This is a genomic window from Actibacterium naphthalenivorans (assembly GCF_014196965.1).
GTDB lineage: Bacteria > Pseudomonadota > Alphaproteobacteria > Rhodobacterales > Rhodobacteraceae > Actibacterium_A > Actibacterium_A naphthalenivorans.
In genome coordinates this window covers 16,855-40,766 of sequence record NZ_JACIEQ010000012.1, presented here as the reverse complement: position 1 = coordinate 40,766, position 23,912 = coordinate 16,855, and the positions used below count along the sequence as shown (strand labels likewise).

At 65.4% G+C, this 23,912-nt stretch carries 21 protein-coding genes, 2 tRNA genes and 1 other RNA gene; 9 read left to right on the top strand and 15 right to left on the bottom strand.

The window, feature by feature from the left end; genetic code table 11:
- Positions 1-245: 245 nt before the first annotated feature.
- From GGR17_RS18430 to acuI, 10 genes are all read right to left on the bottom strand, one after another.
- A complete protein-coding gene (locus tag GGR17_RS18430; protein ID WP_082386618.1) occupies positions 246-1,328 on the bottom strand; it encodes a DNA cytosine methyltransferase in 1,083 nt (360 codons plus the stop codon).
- Complete coding sequence (locus GGR17_RS18425; RefSeq protein WP_162231824.1) at positions 1,325-2,662, bottom strand: DNA cytosine methyltransferase; 1,338 nt, start codon at positions 2,660-2,662, stop codon at positions 1,325-1,327. Before GGR17_RS18425 ends, GGR17_RS18430 begins: the two co-directional genes overlap by 4 nt.
- 741 nt (positions 2,663-3,403) lie before the next feature.
- Positions 3,404-3,493 (bottom strand) — tRNA-Ser (locus GGR17_RS18420).
- 94 nt (positions 3,494-3,587) lie between these two features.
- A complete protein-coding gene (locus tag GGR17_RS18415) occupies positions 3,588-6,029 on the bottom strand; it encodes a DUF3772 domain-containing protein (RefSeq protein WP_054539394.1) in 2,442 nt (813 codons plus the stop codon).
- A 5-nt stretch (positions 6,030-6,034) separates the two neighbouring features.
- Positions 6,035-7,060: a cysteine synthase A gene (locus tag GGR17_RS18410; RefSeq protein WP_054539395.1), complete on the bottom strand. Its 1,026-nt coding sequence runs from the start codon at positions 7,058-7,060 to the stop codon at positions 6,035-6,037.
- 55 nt (positions 7,061-7,115) lie between these two features.
- The gene (locus GGR17_RS18405) at positions 7,116-8,240 is read right to left on the bottom strand and encodes an NUDIX domain-containing protein (protein ID WP_054539396.1); all 1,125 of its coding nucleotides are present in this window, start codon (positions 8,238-8,240) and stop codon (positions 7,116-7,118) included.
- A 3-nt stretch (positions 8,241-8,243) separates the two neighbouring features.
- Positions 8,244-8,687 carry a TrgA family protein gene (locus GGR17_RS18400; protein WP_054539397.1) on the bottom strand — a complete coding sequence of 148 codons (444 nt, stop codon included), beginning with the start codon at positions 8,685-8,687 and terminating at the stop codon, positions 8,244-8,246.
- A gap of 105 nt (positions 8,688-8,792) precedes the next feature.
- On the bottom strand, positions 8,793-10,214 hold the full coding sequence (locus tag GGR17_RS18395; protein ID WP_054539398.1) for a cryptochrome/photolyase family protein: 1,422 nt from the start codon (positions 10,212-10,214) through the stop codon (positions 8,793-8,795).
- Between the two features lie 26 nt (positions 10,215-10,240).
- The gene (locus GGR17_RS18390; protein ID WP_054539399.1) at positions 10,241-11,464 is read right to left on the bottom strand and encodes an aminotransferase class V-fold PLP-dependent enzyme; all 1,224 of its coding nucleotides are present in this window, start codon (positions 11,462-11,464) and stop codon (positions 10,241-10,243) included.
- A 98-nt stretch (positions 11,465-11,562) separates the two neighbouring features.
- Entirely contained in the window at positions 11,563-12,552 is a 990-nt protein-coding gene (gene acuI / locus GGR17_RS18385; protein ID WP_054539400.1) for an acryloyl-CoA reductase, read from the bottom strand.
- Between the two features lie 267 nt (positions 12,553-12,819).
- Between acuI and GGR17_RS18380 the strand changes: the two genes are divergently transcribed.
- From GGR17_RS18380 to GGR17_RS18350, 7 genes are all read left to right on the top strand, one after another.
- The gene (locus tag GGR17_RS18380; protein ID WP_082386620.1) at positions 12,820-14,328 is read left to right on the top strand and encodes an SLC13 family permease; all 1,509 of its coding nucleotides are present in this window, start codon (positions 12,820-12,822) and stop codon (positions 14,326-14,328) included.
- A 9-nt stretch (positions 14,329-14,337) separates the two neighbouring features.
- Positions 14,338-14,688: a transfer-messenger RNA gene (ssrA, locus tag GGR17_RS18375) on the top strand.
- A 61-nt stretch (positions 14,689-14,749) separates the two neighbouring features.
- Entirely contained in the window at positions 14,750-16,009 is a 1,260-nt protein-coding gene (gene chrA / locus GGR17_RS18370) for a chromate efflux transporter (RefSeq protein ID WP_054539401.1), read from the top strand.
- An 85-nt stretch (positions 16,010-16,094) separates the two neighbouring features.
- Complete coding sequence (locus GGR17_RS18365; protein WP_037208113.1) at positions 16,095-16,559, top strand: SspB family protein; 465 nt, start codon at positions 16,095-16,097, stop codon at positions 16,557-16,559.
- A gap of 81 nt (positions 16,560-16,640) precedes the next feature.
- Positions 16,641-18,035, top strand: coding sequence for a class II fumarate hydratase (gene fumC, locus GGR17_RS18360; RefSeq protein ID WP_054539402.1), 1,395 nt, complete (start codon positions 16,641-16,643; stop codon positions 18,033-18,035).
- Positions 18,035-18,220, top strand: a complete 186-nt coding sequence (locus GGR17_RS18355; RefSeq protein ID WP_054539403.1) for a DUF4169 family protein — start codon at positions 18,035-18,037, stop codon at positions 18,218-18,220. The genes fumC and GGR17_RS18355 overlap by 1 nt, the downstream gene beginning before the upstream one ends.
- On the top strand, positions 18,217-18,450 hold the full coding sequence (locus GGR17_RS18350) for a ribbon-helix-helix domain-containing protein (protein WP_054539404.1): 234 nt from the start codon (positions 18,217-18,219) through the stop codon (positions 18,448-18,450). The genes GGR17_RS18355 and GGR17_RS18350 overlap by 4 nt, the downstream gene beginning before the upstream one ends.
- 35 nt (positions 18,451-18,485) lie before the next feature.
- Here the strand turns inward: GGR17_RS18350 and GGR17_RS18345 are convergent, their stop codons facing one another.
- Positions 18,486-18,911: a SufE family protein gene (locus GGR17_RS18345; RefSeq protein ID WP_054539405.1), complete on the bottom strand. Its 426-nt coding sequence runs from the start codon at positions 18,909-18,911 to the stop codon at positions 18,486-18,488.
- Between the two features lie 127 nt (positions 18,912-19,038).
- Here GGR17_RS18345 and GGR17_RS18340 point away from each other — a divergent pair, with 127 nt between their 5' ends.
- Complete coding sequence (locus tag GGR17_RS18340; protein ID WP_054539406.1) at positions 19,039-19,524, top strand: hypothetical protein; 486 nt, start codon at positions 19,039-19,041, stop codon at positions 19,522-19,524.
- Here GGR17_RS18340 and rnd read toward each other — a convergent pair.
- The 3 genes from rnd to purM all read right to left on the bottom strand — a co-directional run bounded on the left by rnd (position 19,521) and on the right by purM (position 22,398).
- Positions 19,521-20,672 carry a ribonuclease D gene (gene rnd, locus GGR17_RS18335; RefSeq protein WP_054539407.1) on the bottom strand — a complete coding sequence of 384 codons (1,152 nt, stop codon included), beginning with the start codon at positions 20,670-20,672 and terminating at the stop codon, positions 19,521-19,523. The genes GGR17_RS18340 and rnd overlap by 4 nt on opposite strands.
- Positions 20,673-20,761: 89 nt before the next feature.
- Positions 20,762-21,355, bottom strand: coding sequence for a phosphoribosylglycinamide formyltransferase (gene purN / locus GGR17_RS18330; protein ID WP_054539408.1), 594 nt, complete (start codon positions 21,353-21,355; stop codon positions 20,762-20,764).
- Positions 21,352-22,398, bottom strand: a complete 1,047-nt coding sequence (gene purM / locus GGR17_RS18325; protein ID WP_054539409.1) for a phosphoribosylformylglycinamidine cyclo-ligase — start codon at positions 22,396-22,398, stop codon at positions 21,352-21,354. The genes purN and purM overlap by 4 nt, the downstream gene beginning before the upstream one ends.
- A 112-nt stretch (positions 22,399-22,510) precedes the next feature.
- Between purM and GGR17_RS18320 the strand changes: the two genes are divergently transcribed.
- Positions 22,511-22,587, top strand: a tRNA-Ile gene (locus tag GGR17_RS18320).
- Here GGR17_RS18320 and GGR17_RS18315 read toward each other — a convergent pair.
- Positions 22,588-23,898 (bottom strand): ATP-binding protein, encoded by a 1,311-nt coding sequence (locus tag GGR17_RS18315; protein WP_054539410.1) that lies wholly within the window; start codon positions 23,896-23,898, stop codon positions 22,588-22,590.
- Positions 23,899-23,912 lie beyond the last annotated feature (14 nt).

The window sequence follows — 23,912 nt, the reverse complement described above, 5'->3', positions numbered from 1 at the left end:
TGTCGCCAGAAAGGGTAAAGGTGGACGACTTTTACGCCGCCCGCAGCAGGCTCATCCCGCCGCTACCGTGGCCGACTTTTGCACCGCCGTTCTCACACGTCGCTGTCCGTCGCTCCATCACTCGACAAAAGAACTCGAAATCCCCCTTCAGTGATAGTACGGTCAGGACCATGAGTTAGCGCCCGCAAGAGGTCTGGGAAATTCCCGGTCATTCCGCCAGCCCAAGTGGTCAGTAGCGGCATCGTTCAGGCTTCTCGCAGTAAGGGTAGAGCGGTATCTTCATCGAAAAGCGACGCATCCTCTAGCAGAGTTTGTCGCAGTGAAGTCCCGACCGCCTTGGCCAATGGGGGAGGAATGGCATTTCCGATTTGCTTTGTCATTTCACGTTTCGAACCAACAAAAGCGTAATCGTCAGGAAACCCCTGAAGACGTGCTCCTTCACGTAGGGTCAGGTTCCTGTGCTCGAATGGATGCCCAAATCTACCACGCGTGAAACTATCGAACATCGCGGTGATGGTTCCAGCGGGCTTGTCGGGATGCAGTCGTCCATACACCGCACGATGTCCGATACGTTCAGCGCCCGCCTTGTGGCAGTTCGACCGTAGTTCTAGCGGCAGGTCTTCGAAGCCGCCACCTGGTGGCACAGCTTCGATTCTCAGCCTGTTAAGAGGCGATAAAGGTGTCACGATGTGCAGGGGATCAGCTGGCATGGTACAACGCTCTTTAGCGGGAGGCGGTAGTCCTGCCAAAGCCTCAGCGACAGTTTGATGCCGCAAAACGCATGGCTCGGGAAATACAAAATCTCCTGAAACATCATGTCTTATACCAACGACGAACACACGCTTCCTCAACTGCGGCAGGCCAAAATCAGCCGCATTGAGAACCTTCGTCCTGACCTCGTATCCCAATGTTTGCGCGAGTTCCTCAAAACGATTTAGTACAACTCGTCCACGCGCTCCGAGAAGGCCGGTAACATTCTCCATAAGGAAAACCTTTGCGCGCATAGCTGCCGCTAAGCGGACGAACTCCAAAACCAAATCATTTCTGACATCTTCGTCAGCACCAATTCGTTGAATGGAAAACCCCTGACAGGGAGGTCCACCAGCAACTAAATCGACTTCCTTGGGCAGCCCAAGCCGACCGAGGCGTTCAGAGGTAAGCGCAGCCACATCTTCCTTAAAACACGGGTGATGGCGAAAATTCTGACGATAGCTTCTTACGGCCGGCTCCCATGCATCAAAGGCACCGACAACGTTGAATCCGGCAGATTGCAAACCGAGCGACAGCCCTCCAGCTCCGCAAAACAAATCAATGGCGGTAGGTTTCATCGTGCGGCCATTGGTTCATGAGCGGCCTGCCGACCAGCTTTCAGAGCAGGAATTCTGCGAGAGAAAGTGGAACCTAGGGAGCCCGAGATGTCCATCTCACGATCTGTTACTTCAGCAGGCTCGCCGAACATTTCCCCGAGAATGTGAACAGCAAGGAAGGCGGCGAACGGCGGTGGCACCGCATTGCCAACCTGCAGGAAAGCTGAGCTCAGGCCCCCTGCGAACGTCCATGATCGCGGAAAGCCCTGGAGTAGGGCAGCCTCTCGTACAGATAGACCACGGTGTTGCTCAGGATGTACATACCTACCGCTCGCCGGATTTCTTGCATGACCTGTTATGGTGATCGCCGGGCGGTCCCACCAAAGCCTGCTGTAGACATCCTTGAAAGCCAACTCGCCCGTGCGTTCTGCGTAGCGACGTAGGCTCTCCGGGCCGACGTCAAATGGACGCCGCCCGCCGTCCAAAGGAACAGCTTTGATCGTCTCCACTGTCGACGACTTGTGTCCCGCCGTATAATGCATCCGATCCGAAGCGCAAACTTCTCCTGGAGTAATGCTCGGTAGAAACTCAATTGCTTGCCGAACTGTGCGACGTCCCTCTCCCGTCAAGAATCCCCTTGGCATTTTGAATGGTCTCCGCATGCCAACCATTACGGCGCGATATCGGTGCTGAGGGACGCCGAAATCTGCCATATCGTGAGCGGTCAATACGACTTCGTAGCCAGCGCTCTCGAGAACACGTCGCGCTTCAGCGACAACGGGCCAATAGCGGTCTGTCGCTACCTCCGGAACATTTTCGACAATGACTACATCCGGAAGAATTGCGATCGCTGCCCTTGCGAACGTAACAAACAGCGTGTTGCGAAGATCTGCTTCCCCTGCGGAATTCCTATGTGAGGAGAAGCCTTGGCAAGGCGCACAGCCGATTAGCACAAGCGGAGCATCGGGCGCTCTTCGCGCCTCATTCACCAACTGGACTAAGCCTTCTTGGCTCTCGGAATATGCATGCAAGTCAAGCTTCAAGGGCTTGAGACCCAAGTTCGCTTCGTAAGTTTTCATCGCGACGTCATCGATATCGATGGCCGTCGCAAGACGATACGCTGGCAAAAGCGCGTTCGCCGCCAAAAAGCCCGCAGACATGCCTCCACATCCCGCGAACATGTCGACCACGTCCACGGGACCAGTTTTCGCAACCCGGGCGGCCGACCACTGTTCGTCTAACGACAGCGCAAGCTCAACACCTGCTTCACGTACTGCGTCACGGCTCTGCGCAAATTCACGTAGCTGCGCCAGTGTCCCGCCGGGCTCTTTTGTCCCGTTTATGCGATCCGCCATCTCACTAGTCCCTCCTGAAGCGTCCACGTGCTGGTCCGAACTCCGGCAGCACGTCTCGCTTGCGTAGGAAGATCGGCTCGCCCCGGCATTTCTTGATCGCCCGAATACATCTTGTACCTTATCATCTTGGCATCCCCCGTCCATAGTAGTTTGTCTCGCTCGTTCCAAGTCGAAAAGCTGTCAACCGCACCCGCAATGGAAGCGGCGACAAAGTCCTAGGCATAGGCTCCCGCCGACACGCAAGGCCACTCTCACATGCACGCCCGCGCGACGGCCAGCTGAGGTTGCGAAGTTGGACTGCGCCTTTCCAGAAGCCTGCACAGGTAAGTGGCACGACGGTAGTCTTCCGGCCAGGCTGGTCGTGGGGGCCCGTCAGCGTTTGGATCGGTCTAAGCGCTTGCTGCAAAACGGCAATGTTGCTACCGGTAGCGAGCGCAGCGGCTAAACCGTCACCCAGCTGCTTCGCCACCTTTGGTATTGTTCGATTTCGGTTCCTTTTCGAAGCTTGACCCTGAAATCGAAGTGTTCAGCAGGCAGGGGATTAACCCTCGCAATTTCAGTGGCTTGTCAAGACTTCACCAAATCGGCGCAGTCATCAGGTCCAGAGAATATCGGCCCGGAGAGACCGCTTCCGGCCCGTCTGGCGCCGGGGCCAGTTCTTAGCCCTTCCCGCATAACCCTCGAAAACAACGGAAAAATCCGGCCGCAGCCGGATCGAGAGAACGCTTTCGCGAGGGCAAGTGGCGGAGAGACAGGGATTCGAACCCTGGAGACGGTCTCCCGCCTACACACTTTCCAGGCGTGCGCCTTCGACCACTCGGCCACCTCTCCGTTCCCCTGCTCCTACAAAAGTCGCGCAGGGCATGCAAGCGCTGTTCTGATCTGTTTTTCTGATCGGCCGGAAGCGTGGCTTCCCCCTGCCCCTCTACCGGTCGCCATCACCGTCGGCGCCGCTGTCCTGCACCGGCTCGCGCAGTGCCACATCCGCTGCGGACGGGGGTCGTGGCCCGCTGAGTTGCGGCGTCTCCGTCTCTGGCGTGGCCGCGCGGCCCGCAAGCGTTTCGGGATTGCGCAGCCAGATGTCATGCTGCGCAAACGGAATCTCGATGCCCTCTTCAGCGAAACGGCGGTTGATCTCGTGGTTCATCTCCGAGCGCGCGCTCAGGCTGAAGCCGACGTCGCGCAGGATCACGCGGATCTCGAAATCCAGTGAACTCGCGCCGAACCCCATGAACAACACCTGCGGCGGCGGGTTGACGATGACGATCGGGTGCGATTCCGCCACTTCCTTCAGGATCTGTTCCACCTTCCGCGTGTCCGAACCATAAGCCACCCCGACGGGCAGGATCAGCCGGCCGGTCAGGTTGTGCTTGGTCCAGTTGGTCACGGCACCCGACACCAGATCGGCATTGGGGATGATCACGTCCCGGCGGTCGAATGTCTCGATCGTGGTCGAGCGGACGGAAATGTCACGCACCGTGCCCATCACCCCGCCGACCTCGATCCAGTCGCCCTCGGAAACCGGGCGCTCGATCAGCAGGATGATGCCGGACACGAAGTTCGACACGATGTTCTGAAGGCCAAAGCCGATCCCGACCGACAGCGCACCGGCGACGATGGCGAGCGAGCTGAGGTCGATCCCGGCGGCGGTAATGGCCAGTATCCCCGCGATGAAGATCCCGACATAGCCAAGCCCCGAAACGATGGCATTCTGCCCGCCTGCATCGATCTTCGTTTTCGGCAGCACGGTAGAGCGCAGCCCCCCCTGTACCAGGCGGGTGACCGTGTAGCCGATGGCGAAAACCACCAGGAAGGTCACGAAATCGCTGGGGGAGATCCGGGTATCGCCGACCACGAAGCCTTCGGCGAACCGGGCCCAAAGCTCTGTCAGATCGGCCACGCGCGCGCCCCAGATCAGCGCCAGAAGCGGCAGCGCCAGAACCGACAGGAACAGAATGATCAGCACGGGCGCGAGCGCGTTCTCGGCGCCCTCTTCATCGCCCGCCAGCAAGGCGTAGACGTCGACGACAAAGCGCTGCAGAACCGCCAGCATCCCCACAAGCCCGAGCGAGCCGATCGCGGGATAGGTGAAAAAGGTCGCCGCCTCGGCATAGCCGACGGCCGCCAGCGCGGGCCCGGCCACCGCCACCGCCATCATCCCCCGCCCGGCCAGCTGCGCCAGCCGGTTGCGGTACACGCGGTCTTCGCTTTCGGCCGCGTCGGCCCGCACATGGGCCAGCAGCAACTGGCCCAGCCGGAACATCAGGATGCCCGCCAGAACAAGCAGCGGGAAGCCGAGCGTCACCTCCGCCTCTATCGGGAAGTTCCCGAAATCCGCCACCTGCCGCAGCAGGCCGCCCAGCGCCAGCACAAGGCCCAGCCCGGAGGCAAGCCAGCGCCCCTCGGCCGTGCGCTCGGGCGACAGGTTGAACAATGGTGCCCGCAGGCTGACCTTGGGAAAGATCCGCCCGCCCAGCCAGCGCCCGAAAAAGAAGATCATCACCGCCGGCGGGATCAGATTGGCGATCTGGCCGCCGCGCAGGCCCAGAACCCCGGCCACCGAAAACGCCTTGATCAGCGCCAGAAGCCCGATGAAAGGCAGGAGGATCTGGCCCAGCGAAATCAGCGAGGCCCACACGCTGCGGGCGCGGTGCGATTTGCTCTGCGACAGGCGCATCGTCGCCGCTTCCATCCAGCGCCGCCCACGCAGCAGCAACAGCAGCGCCGCTGCCAGATACAGGATGATCGCCGGCAGGCCGTTGCGCAGTTCGGTGCGCAGGATCGGGCTGTCGAGCGCGCGCGTCGTTTCCTTGGTGACAATCCGCAGCGTGCCCGTCACCGCCGACAGCCCAGCGCGCCAGTTCGCCGGGTTCAGCGGCGACGGCCCCAGACGAAGCAGTTCGTCCGCCTGCCTTTCGCGGATGATCGTGTCAATTTCCCGGATCAGGCCATCGGCGCGGCGATAGGCCTCCTCGGCGCTCAGCACCGGCGCCTGAAGCCGGGCAAGCTGGGCGTCCAGCGCCGCCCGCCGCTCGGCGATCTCGGGGGCTTCGACCGCGCCATCGGTGGGCGCCGGCCCAAGCGCGGCGATCTGCTCGCGCAGGGTCTGGATACGGGTCTGGTTGGTCGACTGGGCGCTCAGGAAGGTGCTGCGCCATGTGGCCAGTTCCTCGCGCAGCTGCTCCAGCGCCACGTTCGACGCACGCCCGGCCTCGATCGCATCCTCGGCGCGCCGCGCCGTCGCCTCCCATGTGGCGTAGTCGGGGGCGGTTCCCTGCGAGATGTCGGCGACGGCCCCGCCCTGCGCCAAGACCTGCGGCACCGGCCCGGCAAGGGCAAAGATCACCAGCGCCAGAAGGCGCAGCATGACAATCACGGTTCATACACCTCGGGCAAGGGGCGCGGTGCGGCGTCCAGCCAGGCAGGAACGGGCAGCCCCTTTTCCTTCAGGAAGGCGGGGTTGAACAGCTTGGACTGATAGCGCGTGCCATAGTCGCACAGCACCGTCACGATCGTATGGCCCGGCCCCATGTCGCGCGCCATGCGCATCGCCCCGGCCACGTTGATGCCGGTGGAGCCGCCAAGGCACAGCCCTTCGTCGGCCAGCAGATCGAACACCACCGGCAGCGCCTCGGAATCAGGAATCCGATAAGACATGTCGGGGCTGAAGCCCTCCAGATTGGCGGTGATGCGGCCCTGCCCGATCCCTTCGGTGATCGAGCTTCCCTCGGCCTTCATCTCTCCTGTCGTGTAATAGCTGTGCAGCGCGGCGCCCTCGGGATCGGCCAGGCCGATCTTTACCCCCTTGGGCTGAAGCGCCATGGCCACGCCGGCCAGCGTGCCGCCCGAGCCGACCGCGCAGATGAACCCGTCGACCTTGCCGCCGGTCTGTTCCCAGATCTCGGGCCCGGTGGTTTCGACATGGGCCTGCCGGTTGGCGATGTTGTCGAACTGATTGGCCCAGATCGCGCCGTTTGGTTCGGATTGTGCAAGTCTTTCCGCCAAACGTCCGGAATACCGGACGTAATTGTTCGGATCCTTATAGGGTTTCGCAGGCACCTGAACCAGTTCGGCACCGGCCAGGCGGATCATGTCCTTCTTTTCCTGGCTCTGCGTCTCGGGGATCACGATGACGGTGCGGAACCCCATCGAGGCCCCGACCAGCGCCAGCCCGATACCGGTATTGCCCGCCGTGCCCTCGACGATCGTGCCGCCGGGGCGCAACAGCCCGCGCGCCACCGCGTCGCGGATGATGTAGAGCGCGGCGCGGTCCTTGACCGACTGGCCGGGGTTCATGAACTCCGCCTTGCCCAGGATGTCACAGCCCGTTGCCGCGCTGGGGCCCCGCAGCCGGACAAGGGGCGTGTTGCCGATAAGCTCTGCCAGATCTTTGCGCATGGTCCTCTCCCCTTGTGCCAGGTTGCTTCCTGAGTATCGCCCGCACCGCGGGAACTCAAGCTTCGGCGCGGAGACGATCACGGTTGCGTGCCAGCCAGAAGGCCGAAAGCAGCAGCGGCGCGTTGTCCAGCTCGCCCGCGTCCAGCAGCGCCATCAGCCGCTCATAGCCGATGACATGGGCGCGGATGTCCTCTCCCTCGCCCGGCACACCGCCCAGCCCGGCGGCGCTGTCGGGCAGATCTGCCAGCCCGACGAAGGAATAGAGATATTCGCTGACCGAACCGGGCGACGGGTAATAGCCATGCACCCGGTGCAGCGCGCCGATGTCCAGCCCGGCTTCCTCTTGCGCTTCGCGGCGCACGGTCTGCTCGGGTGTCTCGCCCGCGTCCACCCGGCCGGCGATCGCCTCGAGCAGCCAGGGCTGGCGATCGCCCCGTGCCATCGGGCCGACGCGGAACTGTTCGATCAGCAGCACCCGGTCGCGCCCCGGATCATAGGGCAGCACCGTGGCCGCGTCGGGCGCGATGAAGGCGGCGCGGGAGAGTTCCGCGCTGATCGTGCCGTCAAAGCGGCGATGGGTCAGGTCGAACTCTTCGACCGCGAAATAATGCGCATAGGGCTGGCGCGTCTCACGGATCGTCACATCGCCGTCCCGCGCCCGGTGGCGTAGCGCGGTGGGCCCGGGCGTGGCCGCGCGCAGGCGCGAGGCGGCCCTGGCGCGGATCTGCGGAAAGCGGCGCGCAACCTCGGCCGCGGGCCGCTGCCCGAAGGCCATCATAACCTCTTGCGCGGCCAGCAGCGTCACCGCGCCCTGATCCGCGACCCAGTCAGACAGCCGCCAGTCCCCGTCGGGCGTTTGCACATGATCGGGAAAATAGACCTGCGCGGGGCGCGGCCCTTCCGCCGTTTCCACCGTGGCCGGGCGCAGGGAATAGCCGTGGCCGCCTTCGTAGAAATCGAGCCGCGCCAGCGCCGCCGCCGTCAGCCCGCGCGCCAGCACCCCGGCGGCGCGTGCGCCTTGCTGCGCCGTGATCGTCGGATAGTCCTGCCCCGCGACGCGCCGCACCGCGTACCCGGTCAGATGCGCCGGTTCACCCGTCACCCCGCCCCGTTCGGGGCCGAGCACGCAGTCAAGCAAGGCGGGATGGCACAGGGTGCCATAGAAGAACAGATCGGCCAATTCTCAGCTCCAGCGCCTTGAAACCCATTCGGCCAGCAAGCCGGCCAGAACGCCGCCGATCAACAAAATTGCCATGACCTGCGGCGATGTGACCATCAGCGTGCCATATTTGACAGCAAGATCGAAGGCAGAGACGATCGCATCCATCACCCCGTCATAAACCATCCTGGTGGAGCGTTTCAGCATCTGGTAAACTGAATGAACCAGCAGCGTGTAGAACATCAGCGTCAGCGCCGTCCGCAGGCCCGACGCCATCGCCGGCTGGTACCCGTCGCCCACGAGCCGCCCCATCACCCGCCATCCGATCACGGCGCCCAGCAGCGCGTTCAACTCGCTGAACATGCGGGTGTTGGTGCCGGTGGGCAGCAAGGGCTTGTAACTGTCAGAGGCCAGAAAGGCGATGGCGGCAAAGCATAACGCGGCGACAAGGCGGGCGGCGGTGGGCATCGTGCGGGTGGCCTCTTATCTTTCCTGCATCGCTGCCAGTTTCCGCGCGCGGCACGGTTTGCGCAAGGGGCGCGCGAGATTTTCACGCCCCGTTGCGGCGGCGCGTCAGCCGCCCCGGTTCGCAAGGGCGGCAAGGGCGCGGGCGCGGCCCTCGGCCAGCCCGACTACCGGCGCCGGGTAGATGTCATGCGGCGACAGGGCCCAGCGCCGCGGCACCGCGTCGAAATAGCGGAGCGCGGAGGGATGCGGCGTGCGCCGCCCCTCGGCCAGCCAGGTGTCGGCATAGGTGCCGTCGGGGTCGAACTTTCGCAGTTGCGTGTCGGGGTTGAAGATGCGGAAATAGGGCGCGGCATCGGGGCCGGACCCGGCCACCCATTGCCAGCCCATCGCATTTGCGGCCGGGTCCCAATCGACGAGGCATTGCTCGAACCAGGCCTGCCCGACGCGCCAGTCGGTCAGAAGATGTTTGGTCAGGTAAGAGGCCGCGATCATCCGCGCGCGGTTGTGCATGGTGCCGGTCACATACATCTGCCGCATCGCCGCATCGACAAAGGCCACCCCGGTGCGCCCCTGCTTCCAGGCGATGACCTCGGGCCGGCCGTCCTCTTGCGACCAGGGGAATCCGTCCCAGCCGGCGCGCCAGTTGCGGGTCGCCATATGGGGCGTGTGATACAGCAGGTGCCAGGCGAATTCGCGCCAGATCAGCTGTTTCAGGAAGGTCTCGGCCCCGGCCGCCCCCGCATCGAACGCGTGCCGGGCCGCGCGCCAGACCGTGCCCGGGCTGATCTCGCCGCAGCTCAGGTTTTCCGACAAGCGCGAGGTGGCCGCCCGCGCCGGGAAATCCCGCGCCTCGCCGTAGCCAGCGATGCCTTCGGACAGGAAATCATGCAAACGCGCCCGGGCGGCGGCCTCTCCCACCGCCAGATGCGGGGCGACGATGGCCGCGCCACGCCCCATCGCCGCACCCATGCCCCAATCGGCCGGGTCATCGCTTCGCGGCCAGACATGCGGGCCGGCAAGTGCCGCAGGCGCGGGCAACGGCGCGGGCGGGTCGCGCTGCTTTACCGCGCGCCAGAACGGGGAATAGACCTTGTAGAACCCGCCTGCCCCGGTCGCGACCGTCCAGGGCTCGAACAGCAGATGGCCGGGAAAGCTCTGCGCCGTCAGCCCCGCCGCGCGCAGCCCCGCCTTGACGCCGGTATCGCGCGCCCGGCTGTCGGGGTCGTAGAGCCGCGACCAGAACACCGCCCCGGCCCCGGTTTCCGCCACCAGCGCCCGCAGCACGGCCAGCGCGGGGCCCCGGCGGCAGATCAGCCGCGATCCGGCCCCGGCCAGCGCCTGCGCGAACCGCTCCACCCCCAGCCCGAGGCGCCATTTCGGCGCCGCGCCGAGGCGCTCCACCACCTCATCATGAATGAACACCGGGATCACCGGGCGCCCGGTCCGGCAGGCCGCGTCCAGCGCCGGATGGTCGGTCAGGCGCAGATCGCGGCGCAGCCACAGAAGGATCGGGCGTTCATCGGTCATCGGCCCTGTTTCCCGGCGCGGGCCGCCTAGAGATGCTGGTCGAGCGCCGCGATCAGGCGGTCGACCTCTTCGGCGGTGGTGTAGTGAACGAAGCTCAGCCGCAGCACGCCCCGGTTCGGGTCCACCCCCAGCGCCTCGAGCGCGCGCACGGCGTAGAAATCTCCGCCACCCGCCATGATGCCGCTTTGCGCCAGACGCGCGGCGACCGGCCCCGCCGGTTCCTGCAGCGACAGCGCGACGGTGGGCGCGCGCCGCTCGGCCTGCCCGGGCCCCAGAAGGCGCACCGCGTTCTTCGCGCCGAGATAATCCAGCAAGGGCTTGAGAAGCGCGGTTTCATGCCCCCGCATCAGATCATGCACCGCCTGAGTGCGCACCGTGGGCGCCGGATGGTGGCCGAAGTGATGATCATAAAGCGCATCGTTGTAATCCGCGATGCCGGCACAGGCCGCCACCTGCGCATGATCGGGCCCCGCCGGTGTGAAGCGTTTGTAAAGCGTGCCGCCGTTGAAGAAATGGCCCTGGTTCGGCAGTTGCTCGGCCAGCGCGCGGTTGACGACCATCAGCCCCTGATGCGGCCCATAGGTCTTGTAGGCCGAGAACAGATAGATATCGGCCCCCAGATCGCCCACGTTCGGAAGACCATGCGGCGCATAGCTGACCCCGTCAACGCAGGTGAACGCCCCCGCCGCCTGCGCGGTGGCGCAGATGGCGGCGACGTCATTGACCTCTCCCACCACGTTGGAGCAATGGGGGAAGCACACAAGCCGCACGTTTTCATCCAGCAGGTTTTCCAGATCGGCCAGATCCAGATGGCCGGTCTCTGGGTCCATGCGCCATTCGCGCACCCGGATGCCATCTTCGACCAGCCGGCGCCACGGGCCGGAATTGGCCTCGTGATCCTGGTTGGTCACGATGATCTCTTCGCCCGGCTTCATCCAGCGGCGGAAGGCCTGCGCCAGAACATAGGTGTTCTGCGTGGTCGACGGGCCGAAGCTCAGCTCATCGCTCTCGACCCCCAGAAGGGCGGCAAGGCGCGTGCGCGCCTCGTCCATCTCCTCGCCCCCCAGGCGGGACGCGTCATAGGGGCCGTAGGGCTGCACCTTGCGCGCGTGATAGAACCGGGTCAGCCGGTCGATCACCGCCCCGCAGGTGTAGGAGCCGCCCGCGTTTTCGAAAAACGCCTGCCCCTCGAGCGTGGGTTCGCGGAACGCCGGAAAGCTGGACCGGACGAAATCAATATCAAGCTGCACCTTCTGCCCCCTCTCGCGAATCTGTCACGCGTTTTGCGCAGACGAGCTTACAGCCCTCTGCAAACCGCTGACACCCCACAGAATTTTCGCACCGCGTGTCAGGCGTTCACATCCACCACCACGCGGCCCCTGACGTGCCCTTTCAGGATATCGGCGCCAAGCCCCGGCAGATCGGCCAGCGTGGCGGGCCGGATCATCGCCTCCAGCTTGTCCATCGGCAGGTCGGCCGCGACGCGTCGCCAGGCCCGAAGGCGGTTATCATAGGGCTGCATCACGCTGTCGATGCCCAGCAGGTTCACGCCGCGCAACAGAAACGGGATGACCGTGGCCGGAAGCCCGGCCCCCCCGGCAAGCCCCACCGCCGCGACCGAGGCGCCGTATTTCATCTGCCCCAGCACACGGGCCAGCATCGCGCCGCCCACGGCATCGACGCAGCCGGCCCATGTCTCGGCCTCCAGCGGGCGCTTGACGGTCTCGTTGATCTCATCGCGCGGCACGATCCGCGCGGCGCCCAGCGCCGTCAGGTACTCCGCGGTTTCGGGCCGGCCCGTCACCGCCGCGACCTCATGACCCAGATGCGCCAGAATGGCGGTCGCCACCGAGCCGACACCGCCGGCCGCGCCGGTCACCAGCACCGGGCCGCCCCCCGGTTTCATCCCGTGATCCTCCAGCGCCATCACCGCCAGCATCGCGGTGAAGCCCGCGGTGCCCACGGCCATGGCCTGCCGGGTGGTCAGCCCCTCGGGCAGCGGCACCAGCCAGTCGGCCTTTACCCGCGCCTTCTGGGCATAGCCGCCCCAATGCACCTCTCCGACGCGCCAGCCGGTCAGGACCACCTTGTCGCCGGGGGCATAGCGGGCATCCTCCGACGCCGCGACCGTACCGGCGAAATCGATGCCGGGCACATGCGGATAGCTCCGCACAAGTCCGCCGCCCGGCCCGATGCACAGCCCGTCCTTGTAGTTCACGGTGGAATATTCGACCGCGACAGTCACCTCGCCTTCGGGCAGGCGCGCCTCGTCCAGCTCCTGCACGGCGGCATGTGTCTTGCCCTCATCGTTCTTTTCGACAACCAGTGCCCTGAACATGATTTATCTCCTCCTTTTCGATGACGTCCCGCAAAGCCTTCGCCGTTGCGACGGGAAAGGCGTGCCTCCCGGCCCCGTTCGTGTCGGGCAAAAAAGTGTCACACATTCGGGCTTGCGACAAATGGAAAGGGCAACCGGCGGGCCCGGCGGATTTCCGGCTTGTGGGCGCGGCGGGGCTTTTCTAGCCTCGGGGCGTACGGTCGAGATCAGGCCCCGGCACAAACGCCGAAAGCGGGCGCGGCAAAATGTTCCGCGCGAGGAGTGGCAATGCCCGAAACATACGAAGACCCCGGCCGCAGTCCCATCCCGCCGGGCAGCCCCACCCCGCGCGCCCTGCCCCTGAAGCGCCGTATCGGGCTGGTCGGCGGCCCGGCGCTGGCGCTGATACTGCTGTACTGCCCCGCCCCGGCGGAGATGCCGCCAGAGGCTTGGCGCATGGTCGCCCTGGCCGCCTGGATGGTGATCTGGTGGCTGACCGAGGCCATCGCGATCGCGGCGACCGCCCTGCTGCCGCTGGTGCTGATGCCGCTTCTGGGCATCGCAGACATGAACAGCACCGCCGCAAGCTATGCCGATCCGCTGATCTTTCTGTTTCTGGGCGGTTTTCTGATCGCCGCCGCGATGCAGCGGGTGGGGCTGCACCGGCGGATCGCGCTGAAGATCATCACCCTGGTCGGCGGCACGCCCGCGCGGATCGTGCTGGGTTTCATGATCGCCACCGGCTTTCTGTCGATGTGGATCTCGAACACGGCGGCAACCATCATGATGTATGCGGTCGGCCTGTCGGTGATCGACTTCCTGCGCCGCAATACCGATGACGCCGGCGCGGTGCGCCGGTTCGGCGTGGCGTTGATGCTGGGCATCGCCTACAGCGCCTCTATCGGCGGGGTCGGCACGTTGATCGGAACGCCGCCCAATGCGCTTCTGGCCAGCTTCCTGCGCAGCGCCCATGGCATCGAGATCACGTTTCTGGACTGGATGAAGCTTGGCCTGCCGGTGGTTGCGGTGATGCTGCCCGCCGCGTGGCTGTTGCTGACGCGGATCCTGTTTCCGGCCGGCCGGATCGCTGTCGGCAACCCGGGCACGATCGTGGCGGGCGAGCTGCGCGCGCTTGGCCCCATGGACGCGGGCGAGCGGCTGGTCGGCGTGGTCTTTGCCTGCGCCGCGCTGGGGTGGATCTTTCGCGCCCCGTTGGCCGGGGCGACGGGCCTGCCGCTGAACGACACGATCGTCGCGCTGACGGCGGCGCTGGCGCTGTTCGCCATTCCGATCCCGTCCGCGCAAGGCGGCAGCTTCGCGCTGGATTGGCAGGCCACCCGCGCGCTGCCCTGGGATGTGCTGATCCTGTTCGGCGGCGGACTGGCGCTGGCCGGGGGCTTCGGCAGCAGCGGGCTGGCGGAATGGATCGGCGCGGCGGTCGGCGGGTTCCGGATCGGCACGGCGGCGCTGGTGCTGGCGGTGACGGTGGCCATCGTCTACCTCACCGAGATCACATCGAACACGGCCTCGACGGCGACCTTCCTGCCGGTGCTGGCCGCGATCGCGGTGGGCATGGGGCTGAACCCGCTGGTGCTGACCGTTCCGGTGGCGCTGGGGGCATCGATGGCCTTCATGATGCCGGTCGCGACACCGCCAAACGCCATCGTTTTCGGCTATGAGGAGATGCGCATGGGCGACATGGTCCGGGCCGGATTCGCGCTGAATATCATCGGCATTCTGGTGACCTTTGCCATCTTCACCCTGCTGGGTCCGATGATCTTCGGAATCTCGTTCTGAGTACGGCACCCCCTTGCACAGCCCCCGCCGCGCGCCTAGATTAGCGTTGTTCCTTCGGGAACTATGGCGATAAACGCGCCCGTAATAAGCGGATCGGACCCGGGGGCGGTACCCGGCGGCTCCACCAAACATCCCTCATTTGGGGATCATGGGGCCGAAACAGGATCGACGGACGTCTAAAGGGGTTAGCTTTCGCTCGGTGAGGAACCACCGTTATCGGTCCGACAAAGCTAGTTGCAAATGACAACAAAGCTCCGATGGCTCTGGCTGCTTAAGCAGTTCGATCTATCGAAATCTAAGCCCTTGCGCCTAGCAGCGTAAGGCGGGGTTCGCAGGCACCTGGCAACAGAAGCCTGCACTTAATTCCCCGAACCGTCGCGCCGCTGTTGCAATTTCAGGCCAATGCTGTTGCCTGATCACCATGGCCGACGCTTATCTCCCCTTTTCCGCCCTTCTCCGCGTCTTCGGACGCATCGGCCTGCTGTCCTTCGGCGGGCCGGCGGCGCAGATCGCGCTGATGCACCGGGAACTGGTCGAAGAGCATGGCTGGCTGAGCGAAGAGCGGTTCCTGCGCGCGCTCAGCTTTTGCATGCTGCTGCCGGGGCCCGAGGCGATGCAGCTGGCCACCTATGCGGGCTGGCGGCTGCGCGGCACGCCCGGCGGGCTGATCGCGGGGCTTTTGTTCGTGCTGCCCGGCGCTTTCGTGGTGCTGGGGCTGGCGATGGCCTATGGCGCCTATGGCAACCTGCCGCTGGTGCAGGCGCTGTTTCTGGGGGTCAAGGCCACCGTGGTGATCATCGTCATCGAGGCGCTGCTGAAAGTGTCGAAACGGGCGCTGCACGGGCGGGCGCGGTGGGCCATCGCAGGGCTTTCGTTTCTGGGCATCTTCGCCCTTGGCCTGCCCTTTCCGCTGATCATCGCGCTGGCGGCGCTTTACGGTTTTGCCACCGCCGACGGAACGGCGCCCGCACGGGCCGCGCCTCAGGGCAGGCCCCGCACACTGCGCACCATCGCCATCTGGGGCAGCCTGTGGCTGGCGCCGGTCGCCGCGCTGCAACTGTTCTGGCCGGGGCTTCTGGCGCAGCTCGCGATGTTCTTTTCCAAACTGGCCGTGGTCACATTCGGCGGCGCCTATGCGGTGCTGGCCTATATGACCCAGGCCGTGGTGGGCGAATTCGGCTGGCTGACCACGCCCGAGATGATGGATGGGCTGGGTCTGGCCGAGACTACGCCGGGGCCGCTGATCCTGGTCACCGAGTTCGTGGGCTATCTTGCCGCGTTCAAGGCGGGCGGCGCGGCGATGGGCATCGCCGGTGCGGCGCTGGTGCTCTGGGTCACCTTCACGCCCTGCTTCCTGTGGATCTTCACCGGCGCGCCCTATATCGACCGGCTGGCCGGGCTGCCGCGCCTCTCGGCGGCGCTGGCCTGCGTGACGGCGGCGGTTGTCGGGGTCATCCTGAACCTGTCGCTTTGGTTCGCCGCCCATGTGTTCTTCGGCGAGGTGGGGATCTGGCGATCCGGCCCGCTGCGGCTGATCGCACCGGATCCGGCCACGCTCGATCCGCTGGCGGTGGGGCTCGCCGCGCTGGCGGCCGTGATGCTGTTGTGGCGGCACTGGCCGCTTCCGGCGGTGCTGGGGGCGATGGCGGCGCTGGGGGCCGTGGTTTCCGCCGTTTTCTGAGCGCGGAAAAATTCCGGCGCGCCTCCCCTTTTATAAAATCCCGAATCCCCTATGCTGACGTTCAACTCAGGCGTTAGAGGGCCACATGTCCCGCGGGATCGACTACGGAAATCTGATGCACAGCGCCATGCGCGGCCTGATCCGGCAGGTATTGTCGGACGTCGCCGAACGGGGCTTGCCAGGACAGCACCATTTCTTCATCACCTTCGACACGACCCATCCGGAGGTCGTGATCGCCGACTGGCTGCATGATCGCTATCCCGAAGAGATGACGGTGGTGATGCAGCATTGGTTCGACAATCTCGAGGTGGGCGAAGACGCCTTCTCGGTCACGCTCAACTTCGGCGACAGCCCGGAACCGCTTTTCATTCCCTACGATTCCATCCGCACCTTCGTGGACCCTTCGGTCGAATTCGGCCTGAGGTTCGAAACCCAGGACAGCGGCGATGACGAGGATGAGGACGAGGATCTGCCCGAGCTGCACGAGGTCGAGGAAGACGACACGCCGCAGGATGCCGAAGTCGTCAGCCTCGACAGTTTTCGCAAATAGCGCTAACCCCGAAACTGAAGATTGTCATGCCCGCCCCCCGGCGGTAAACCGCATACAACCGTATGCCGGAGGAGCCTATCCATGACCCAGACCCGCACCGAAACCGACAGCTTCGGCCCGCTCGAAGTTCCCGCCGACAAGTATTGGGGCGCGCAGACGCAGCGCTCGATCATGAACTTTCCGATCGGCTGGGAAAAGCAGCCCGTGGCCATCGTGCGCGCGCTTGGCGTGATCAAACAGGCCTGCGCGCAGGCCAACAAGGCGTCGGGCAAGCTGGACGCGGCGAAGGCCGATGCGATCATTCAGGCGGCATCCGAAGTGGTGGCCGGCAAGTTCGATGACAACTTCCCGCTGGTCGTGTGGCAGACCGGGTCCGGCACCCAGTCGAACATGAACGCCAACGAGGTGATCGCCAACCGCGCCATCGAGATTCTGGGCGGCGTGATCGGCTCGAAAGACCCGGTGCACCCGAACGATCACTGCAACATGGGCCAGTCGTCGAACGACACTTTCCCCACCGCCATGCACATCGCCACCGCGATGACGGCGCGCGATGTGCTGCTGCCGGGGCTCGAAAAGCTGCATGGCGCACTTCAGGCCAAGGTCGAGGCGTTCGAGGGCATCATCAAGATCGGTCGCACCCATACGCAGGACGCCACCCCCCTGACCCTGAGCCAGGAGTTTTCCGGCTATACCCATCAGGTGGCCATGGGCATCAAGCGGGTGAAAACCGCGCTCGAGCATATCTACGAACTGGCCCAGGGCGGCACCGCCGTCGGCACCGGACTGAACACCGCCAAGGGCTGGGACGTGGCCGTGGCCGCCAACATGGCCGAAATCACCGGCCTGCCCTTCGTGACCGCGCCCAACAAGTTCGAGGCGCTGGCCGCGCATGATGCGATGGTGGAAATCTCGGGCGCGCTGAAGGTCGTGGCCGCATCGCTGTTCAAGATCGCCAATGACATCCGGCTGCTGGGCTCCGGCCCGCGCTGCGGGCTGGGCGAGCTGATCCTGCCGGAAAACGAGCCCGGCTCCTCGATCATGCCGGGCAAGGTGAACCCGACCCAGTGCGAAGCGCTGACCCAGGTCTGCGCCCATGTGATGGGCAATGACGCCGCCGTCGGCTTTGCCGGCAGCCAGGGCCATTTCGAGCTGAACGTCTACAAGCCGATGATGGCCTACAACGTGCTGCAATCCATGCAGCTTCTGGGCGACAGCGCCGCGGCCTTCACCGACAATCTGGTGGTCGGGCTGAAGGCCGATGAGGTGCGGATCGAAAAGCTGATGCGCGAAAGCCTGATGCTGGTGACGGCGCTGGCCCCCGAAATCGGCTATGACAATGCCACCAAGGTCGCCAAGACCGCGCACAAGAACGGTACCACGCTGAAGCAGGAGGCGATCGCCCTCGGCTTTGTGGACGAGGAAACCTTTGACCGCGTGGTGCGGCCCGAACAGATGATCGGCCCGAAAGGCTGATGACGACGCCCATCAACCTCCGCGCCGCCCGCAAGCAGCGCGATCGCGTCAGGAAACGCGCGGAGGCCGATGAAAACGCCGTGAAATTCGGGCGCAGCAAGGCCGCGAAGGTGCTGGACGCCGCGCGGTCGGACCACGCCCGCCGGATGCTCGACCAGCACAGGATCGACGGCGAAGAGGAATGAGCGGGCGGCCTGTCAAACGCTCGCTCACCCTTCGGGGGCACCGCACCAGCGTGTCGCTCGAACAGGAGTTCTGGCAGGCGTTCCGCGACATCGCCGAAGAAAAATCCATGCCGATCAACGCGCTTGCGGCCGAAATCGACGCGGAACGCGGGATGGAGATGGGGCTTGCCTCGGCGATCCGGCTCTATGTGCTGCGGCATTACCGCCAGCAGGCCGCTCATCCGCGCTGACGGTCTTTGTCACAGGCCCCGGTGAAACGGCACGCTCAGCCCGCCGCCTCTGCCGCCAGCAGCCGGATCCGTTCGACCATCGCGCGCAGCCCGTTGGAGCGTTGCGCCGACAAATGATCGTTCAGCCCCAGCCGGGCCAGTTCGGCGGCGGCGTCGGTCTTCAGCACATCGGCCACCGTCTGCCCCGAATAAAGCGCGTGCAGGATGGCAACCAGCCCGCGCACGATCATCGCATCGCTTTCACCGCGAAAGCGGAAGGTGGCGCCGGGCCCCGTGCCCTCGATCTCGGGCAGCAGCCAGACCTGGCTGGCACAGCCCTCCACCTTGGTCGCCGACACGCGGAACGCCTCTTCCAGTTCGGGCATCGCCTTGCCAAGCTCGATCACATGGCGGTACCGGTCTTCCCAGTCGTCCAGAAACTCGAACGTCTCCACGATGTCTTCGAATGCTTCGCTGGCCATGGGCACCCCCTGCTTTTGCCATTTCCGACCTAAGCCCTTGCGCGTCCAAGGTCCAGACCACGCTTCGAGACGGCTTTTCAACGCGCCCGGTTTCGGCTAACCCAAAGGCGCTATGCAAAGGACCGTCATGAAACCATCGCTTCTTCCCGCCCTGGCCGCCATCCTGATGCTTGGCGCCTGCGAGGCCATCGGCAACTCGCGCGCCAACCCCTTCAACTGGTTCGGCGGCAACCAGGAGGCTGGCGGCAATCAGGAGCAGGCGGCCGATGTCACGGCCCAACCCGCGCCCGCCACGGACCCGCGACCGCTGGTGGCCGAGATCAGCGCGCTGCGCCTCGACAAGGCGCCCGGCGGGGTGATCATCCATGCCACGGGCCTTCCGCCGACCCAGGGCTATTGGCAGGCGGCGCTGGTGGCGCCAAACAATGGCCTGCCGCAAAACGGCGAGTTGCTGCTGGAGCTGCGCGCCCGCCCCCCGCTTTCGCAAGCCGCCACAGGCACGCCCGCTTCGCGTGAGATTTCCGCGGCCCGTTTTCTGACAGATCAGAGCCTAGAGGGCGTGAGCACCATCACCGTCCGCGCCGCGCAGAACGCGCGAAGCGCCCGCCGCTAAAGCTCGACCACGTCCACGCTGCTGCCGCGCGCGACCAGCGCCAGTTCGCCCTTGCACAGGCGCAGCGCGTCATCGCCGAACACCTCGGCGCGCCACCCCTTCAGCGCCATGACCCCGCGCTGCCCCGCCGCGATCTGATCCAGATCGGCGGAGGTGGCGATCAGCTTTTGCGCGACACCGGCGTTTTCGGCCTTGGCCTTCAGCAGAACCCGCAGCAGATCGGCCAGCGCAGGGTTGACCTGCAGCTTGTCGTTCGAGGTGTCGGGCTGCGGGTAATCCTCGGGCGGCGTCTCTTGCGCGGCCTTGACCGCGGCGATGATGCCCTCGGCGATCTCGCCCCGGCGCGCCTCGCGCAGCAACAGGCGCGAGCGCGACAGATCCTCGATGCTCTGCGGCTTGGTCGAGGCAAGCTCCAGCAGCGCGTCATCCTTGTACACGCGGTTGCGCGGAACGTTGCGGGATTGGGCATAACCTTCGCGGAAGCGCGCCAGCTCTCGCACCACGGCCAGGAACTTGCCCGAATTGGTGCGCGTCTTGACCCGCTTCCAGGCCTCCGACGGGCGTACGATATAGGTTTCGGGATCTGTCAGAACACGAAGTTCCTCGCCCAGCCACTTGCTGCGACCATTCTTTTCCAGCTCGGACGCCAGGAATTCATAGATCACCCGCAGATGGGTGACATCGGCCAGCGCATAGGTTTTCTGCGCATCCGACAGCGGCCGGCGCGACCAGTCGGTAAAGCGCGACGTCTTGTCAAGCGGCGCCCGGGCGATCTTGCGCACCAGCGTCTCGTAGCCCACCTGCTCGCCAAAGCCGCAGACCATCGCGGCAACCTGGGTGTCGAACAGCGGCTCGGGGAAAACCTGCCCCTCGACGAAGAAGATCTCCAGATCCTGCCGCGCGGCGTGGAACACCTTTACCACGTTGGTGTCGCGGTAGAGATCGTAAAGCGGCTCTAGCGACAGCCCGTTGGACAGCGGGTCCACCAGCACGGCTTCGCCATCGCCCGGAAGGGCAAGCTGCACAAGGCAGAGCTTGGCGTAATAGGTCCGCTCGCGCAGGAATTCGGTGTCGACGGTGACATAGGCGCCCTTCCGCGCTTCTGCGCAGAAGGCGGCCAGTTCGTCGGTCTTGGTCAGTGTTCTCATTCAGGGCCGTGTTATTTTCGTAGTTTCGCGTCTTGCACCGCTCCACCCCATCGACCTGTCTTAGGCAATCGGCGCGGGAAAGGAAAGGGTCAGGGCAGCAAGACGGGTTTTCTGTCTCCAACCGCGAAACGGCGCAGCACTTCGGGGTAGAGCTGATGCTCCATCGGCAACACCCGCGCGGCCAGCGTTTCCGGCGTATCGCCGGGCAGCACCGGCACGCGGGCCTGGCCGAGGATCGGGCCATCGTCCAGCTCTGCCGTCACCTCATGCACCGAGCAGCCATGTTCGGCATCGCCGGCCTCGATCGCGCGGGCATGGGTGTGCAGGCCCTTGTATTTGGGCAGCAGCGACGGATGGATGTTCAGGATCCGCCCCTCCCATTTCGCGATGAACCCCGGCGTCAGGATGCGCATGAATCCCGCAAGGCACAGGATATCGGCCTGCGCCTTTTCAAGCTCTGCCTGCACTTCCGCCTCGAACGCCGCGCGATCCTTGCCGAAGGGCCGGTGATCGACGGCGGCGGTGGGCACGCCCATCTGCGCGGCCTTGGCCAGCCCGGTGGCCTGCGGGTTGTTCGACAGCACCAGAACCGCGCGGGCCGGGTGATCGCCCACCATGCTTTGCACCAGCGCGACCATGTTCGAGCCGCCGCCGGAAATCAGAATAGCAACGCGTCTGGTCACAAAAGCGTCCCGGCATAGCGGATGCCCGCGCCTTCGGTGACGGTGCCGATGGCAAAGACGGTTTCGCCCTGGTCCCGCAGCAGCGCCGCCAGATCTTCGGCCCGGTCGGGCGCGACCGCCAGCACCATGCCCAGCCCGGCGTTGAAGGTTTTCAAAAGCTCCGCCTCGGCCATTCCGGCGGTGTCCGCCAGCCAGCGAAACACCGGCGGCAGCGGCCAGGCACCCAGATCGATATCGGCGCCCAGATCCTCGGGCAGCACACGCGGCAGGTTTTCCGTCAGCCCGCCGCCGGTGATATGGGCCAGCGCGTGCACGCCCCCTGCCCGCACCGCCGCCAGCGCCGGTTTCACGTAAAGCCGCGTGGGCGTCAGCAGCGCCGCGCCCAGCGGCCCGTCGGCGAACGGCGCCGCCGCGTCCCAGCCCAGCCCGGCCATCTCGACCACCTTGCGCACCAGCGAATAGCCGTTGGAATGCACCCCGTCCGACGCCAGCCCGAGCAGAACATCGCCCGCCGCCACACCGGCCGGAAGATCGGCGCCCCGCTCCATCGCGCCCACGGCAAAGCCCGCCAGATCGAAATCGCCATCGTGATACATGCCCGGCATCTCGGCCGTTTCGCCGCCGATCAGGGCACAGCCAGCCCGGGCGCAGCCCTCGGCGATGCCTTCGATCACCTGCGCGGCCTCATCCAGCTTCAGCTTGCCAGTGGCGAAATAATCCAGAAAGAACAGCGGCTCGGCCCCCTGGCACACCAGATCGTTGACACACATCGCCACAAGGTCGATGCCGACACCGCCAACTTCGCCCGTGTCGATGGCGATGCGCAGCTTGGTGCCCACCCCGTCGGTCGCGGCCACCAGCACCGGGTCGGTGTATCCCGCCGCCTTCAGATCGAACAGCGCGCCGAACCCGCCCAGCCCGGCCATCACACCGGGGCGCGCCGTGCGTTTCGCCGCCGGTTTGATCCGATCCACCAGCGCGTTGCCCGCATCGATATCCACGCCCGCATCGGCGTAGGTCAGCCCGTTCTTGCCATCGCTCATTGCACATTCCCCGGTCGTTTCGCGCTGCGATAGACGATCAGGCGCGCGCTGTCCACGGGGCAAGCTCCGTCTTGACGGCGCGCGCGGGTCTGCTAGTCACTTGGCGGCAGGCGGGCCTGTAGCTCAATTGGTTAGAGCAGAGCGCTCATAACGCTTTGGTTGGGGGTTCGAGTCCCTCCGGGCCTACCACTAACGCGCCAGCACCAGCTCCGCCTTGAGCCCGCCCAGCGCCGCGCTTTCGCCCAGCCGCAGCACGCCGCCATGGCTGCGCGCGATGTCCGACGCGATGGCCAGACCCAGCCCGACGCCGGAGCCGCGGTTCTGGTTGCGCGCCTCGTCCAGCCGGTTGAACGCCTGCATGGCAGCCGTGCGCTGTTCGGCGGGGATGCCGGGGCCGTCATCCTCGACCGTGAACCGCAGCACGCGGTCGGTCACCTCCAACCCGACAGTGCAGCACGTGCCGTAGTTCAGCGCGTTGCCCACAAGGTTCTGCAGCGCCCGTTCCACCGCCAGCGGGCGCAGCATCGCCATTGTCCCCGCGGGCACCGGGCCGAGCGTGACACTGGGCCCGAACCTGTCGACCACATTGTACAGCAGCTCCGCCGGATCCACCTCTTCGGGATCGTCCAGCGCCTCGGACCGGGCGAAATCGAGAAACGCGTCGAGCATCCGCTCCATATCCGACACATCGCGCAGCATCTCGGCGGTTTCGGGGGTTTCTTCGGCCAGCGACAGGCTCAGCTTCAGCCGGGTCAGCGGCGTACGCAGATCGTGGCTGACGCCCGACAGCATCATCGTGCGCTGTTCGATCTGCCGCTCGATCCGGGCGCGCATATCGAGAAAGGCGCTCCCGGCGGAGCGGACCTCGGTCGCGCCGGTGGGCCGGTAGCGCACCGGGCGCCCCTTGCCGAACGCATCCGCCGCCTTGGCCAGCCGCTTGATCGGGCGCAACTGATTGCGCAGAAAGATGAACGCGATCAGCGTCATCAGCAGGCTGGTGGCGATCATCAGCACCAGAAGCTGATGCGGGTTCGAGGCCGAGACGCGCCGGCGGTCGACCACCACCACCATATCGCCGTGGCGGGTGGTCAGCAGCATCCGCACCTCGCGGATATCGCTTTTGAGATCGATCCCGCGCAGCGCCGGCAGCCCGGTGCGCAGGGCTGAAACGACGGTGCGCCCCGACAGATCGTAAAACGCCCGCCGCTCCCCGGCCACACCCTGACCCGGCAGCGCGACCTGAAGCTGAAGCGCCATGGCCAGCCCCGCGACCCGCGCAAAGGCCGCATCCGCGTCGGGGGCCGCGTTGACCTGGGCCAGCACATGCGCCACCTCCAGTTCGACACTGCGCGACATCTGCCGCGTCACCCCATCGAAATGGCGCTGGATGAACACAACCGACACCACAAGCTGTATCGTGACGACCGGCAAAATCAGAATCAGCGCCGCCCGTCCGTAAAGGCTGCGCGGCAATGCGCGTTTGATCCATCCGTCCTTCATCGGATAAGACCGTA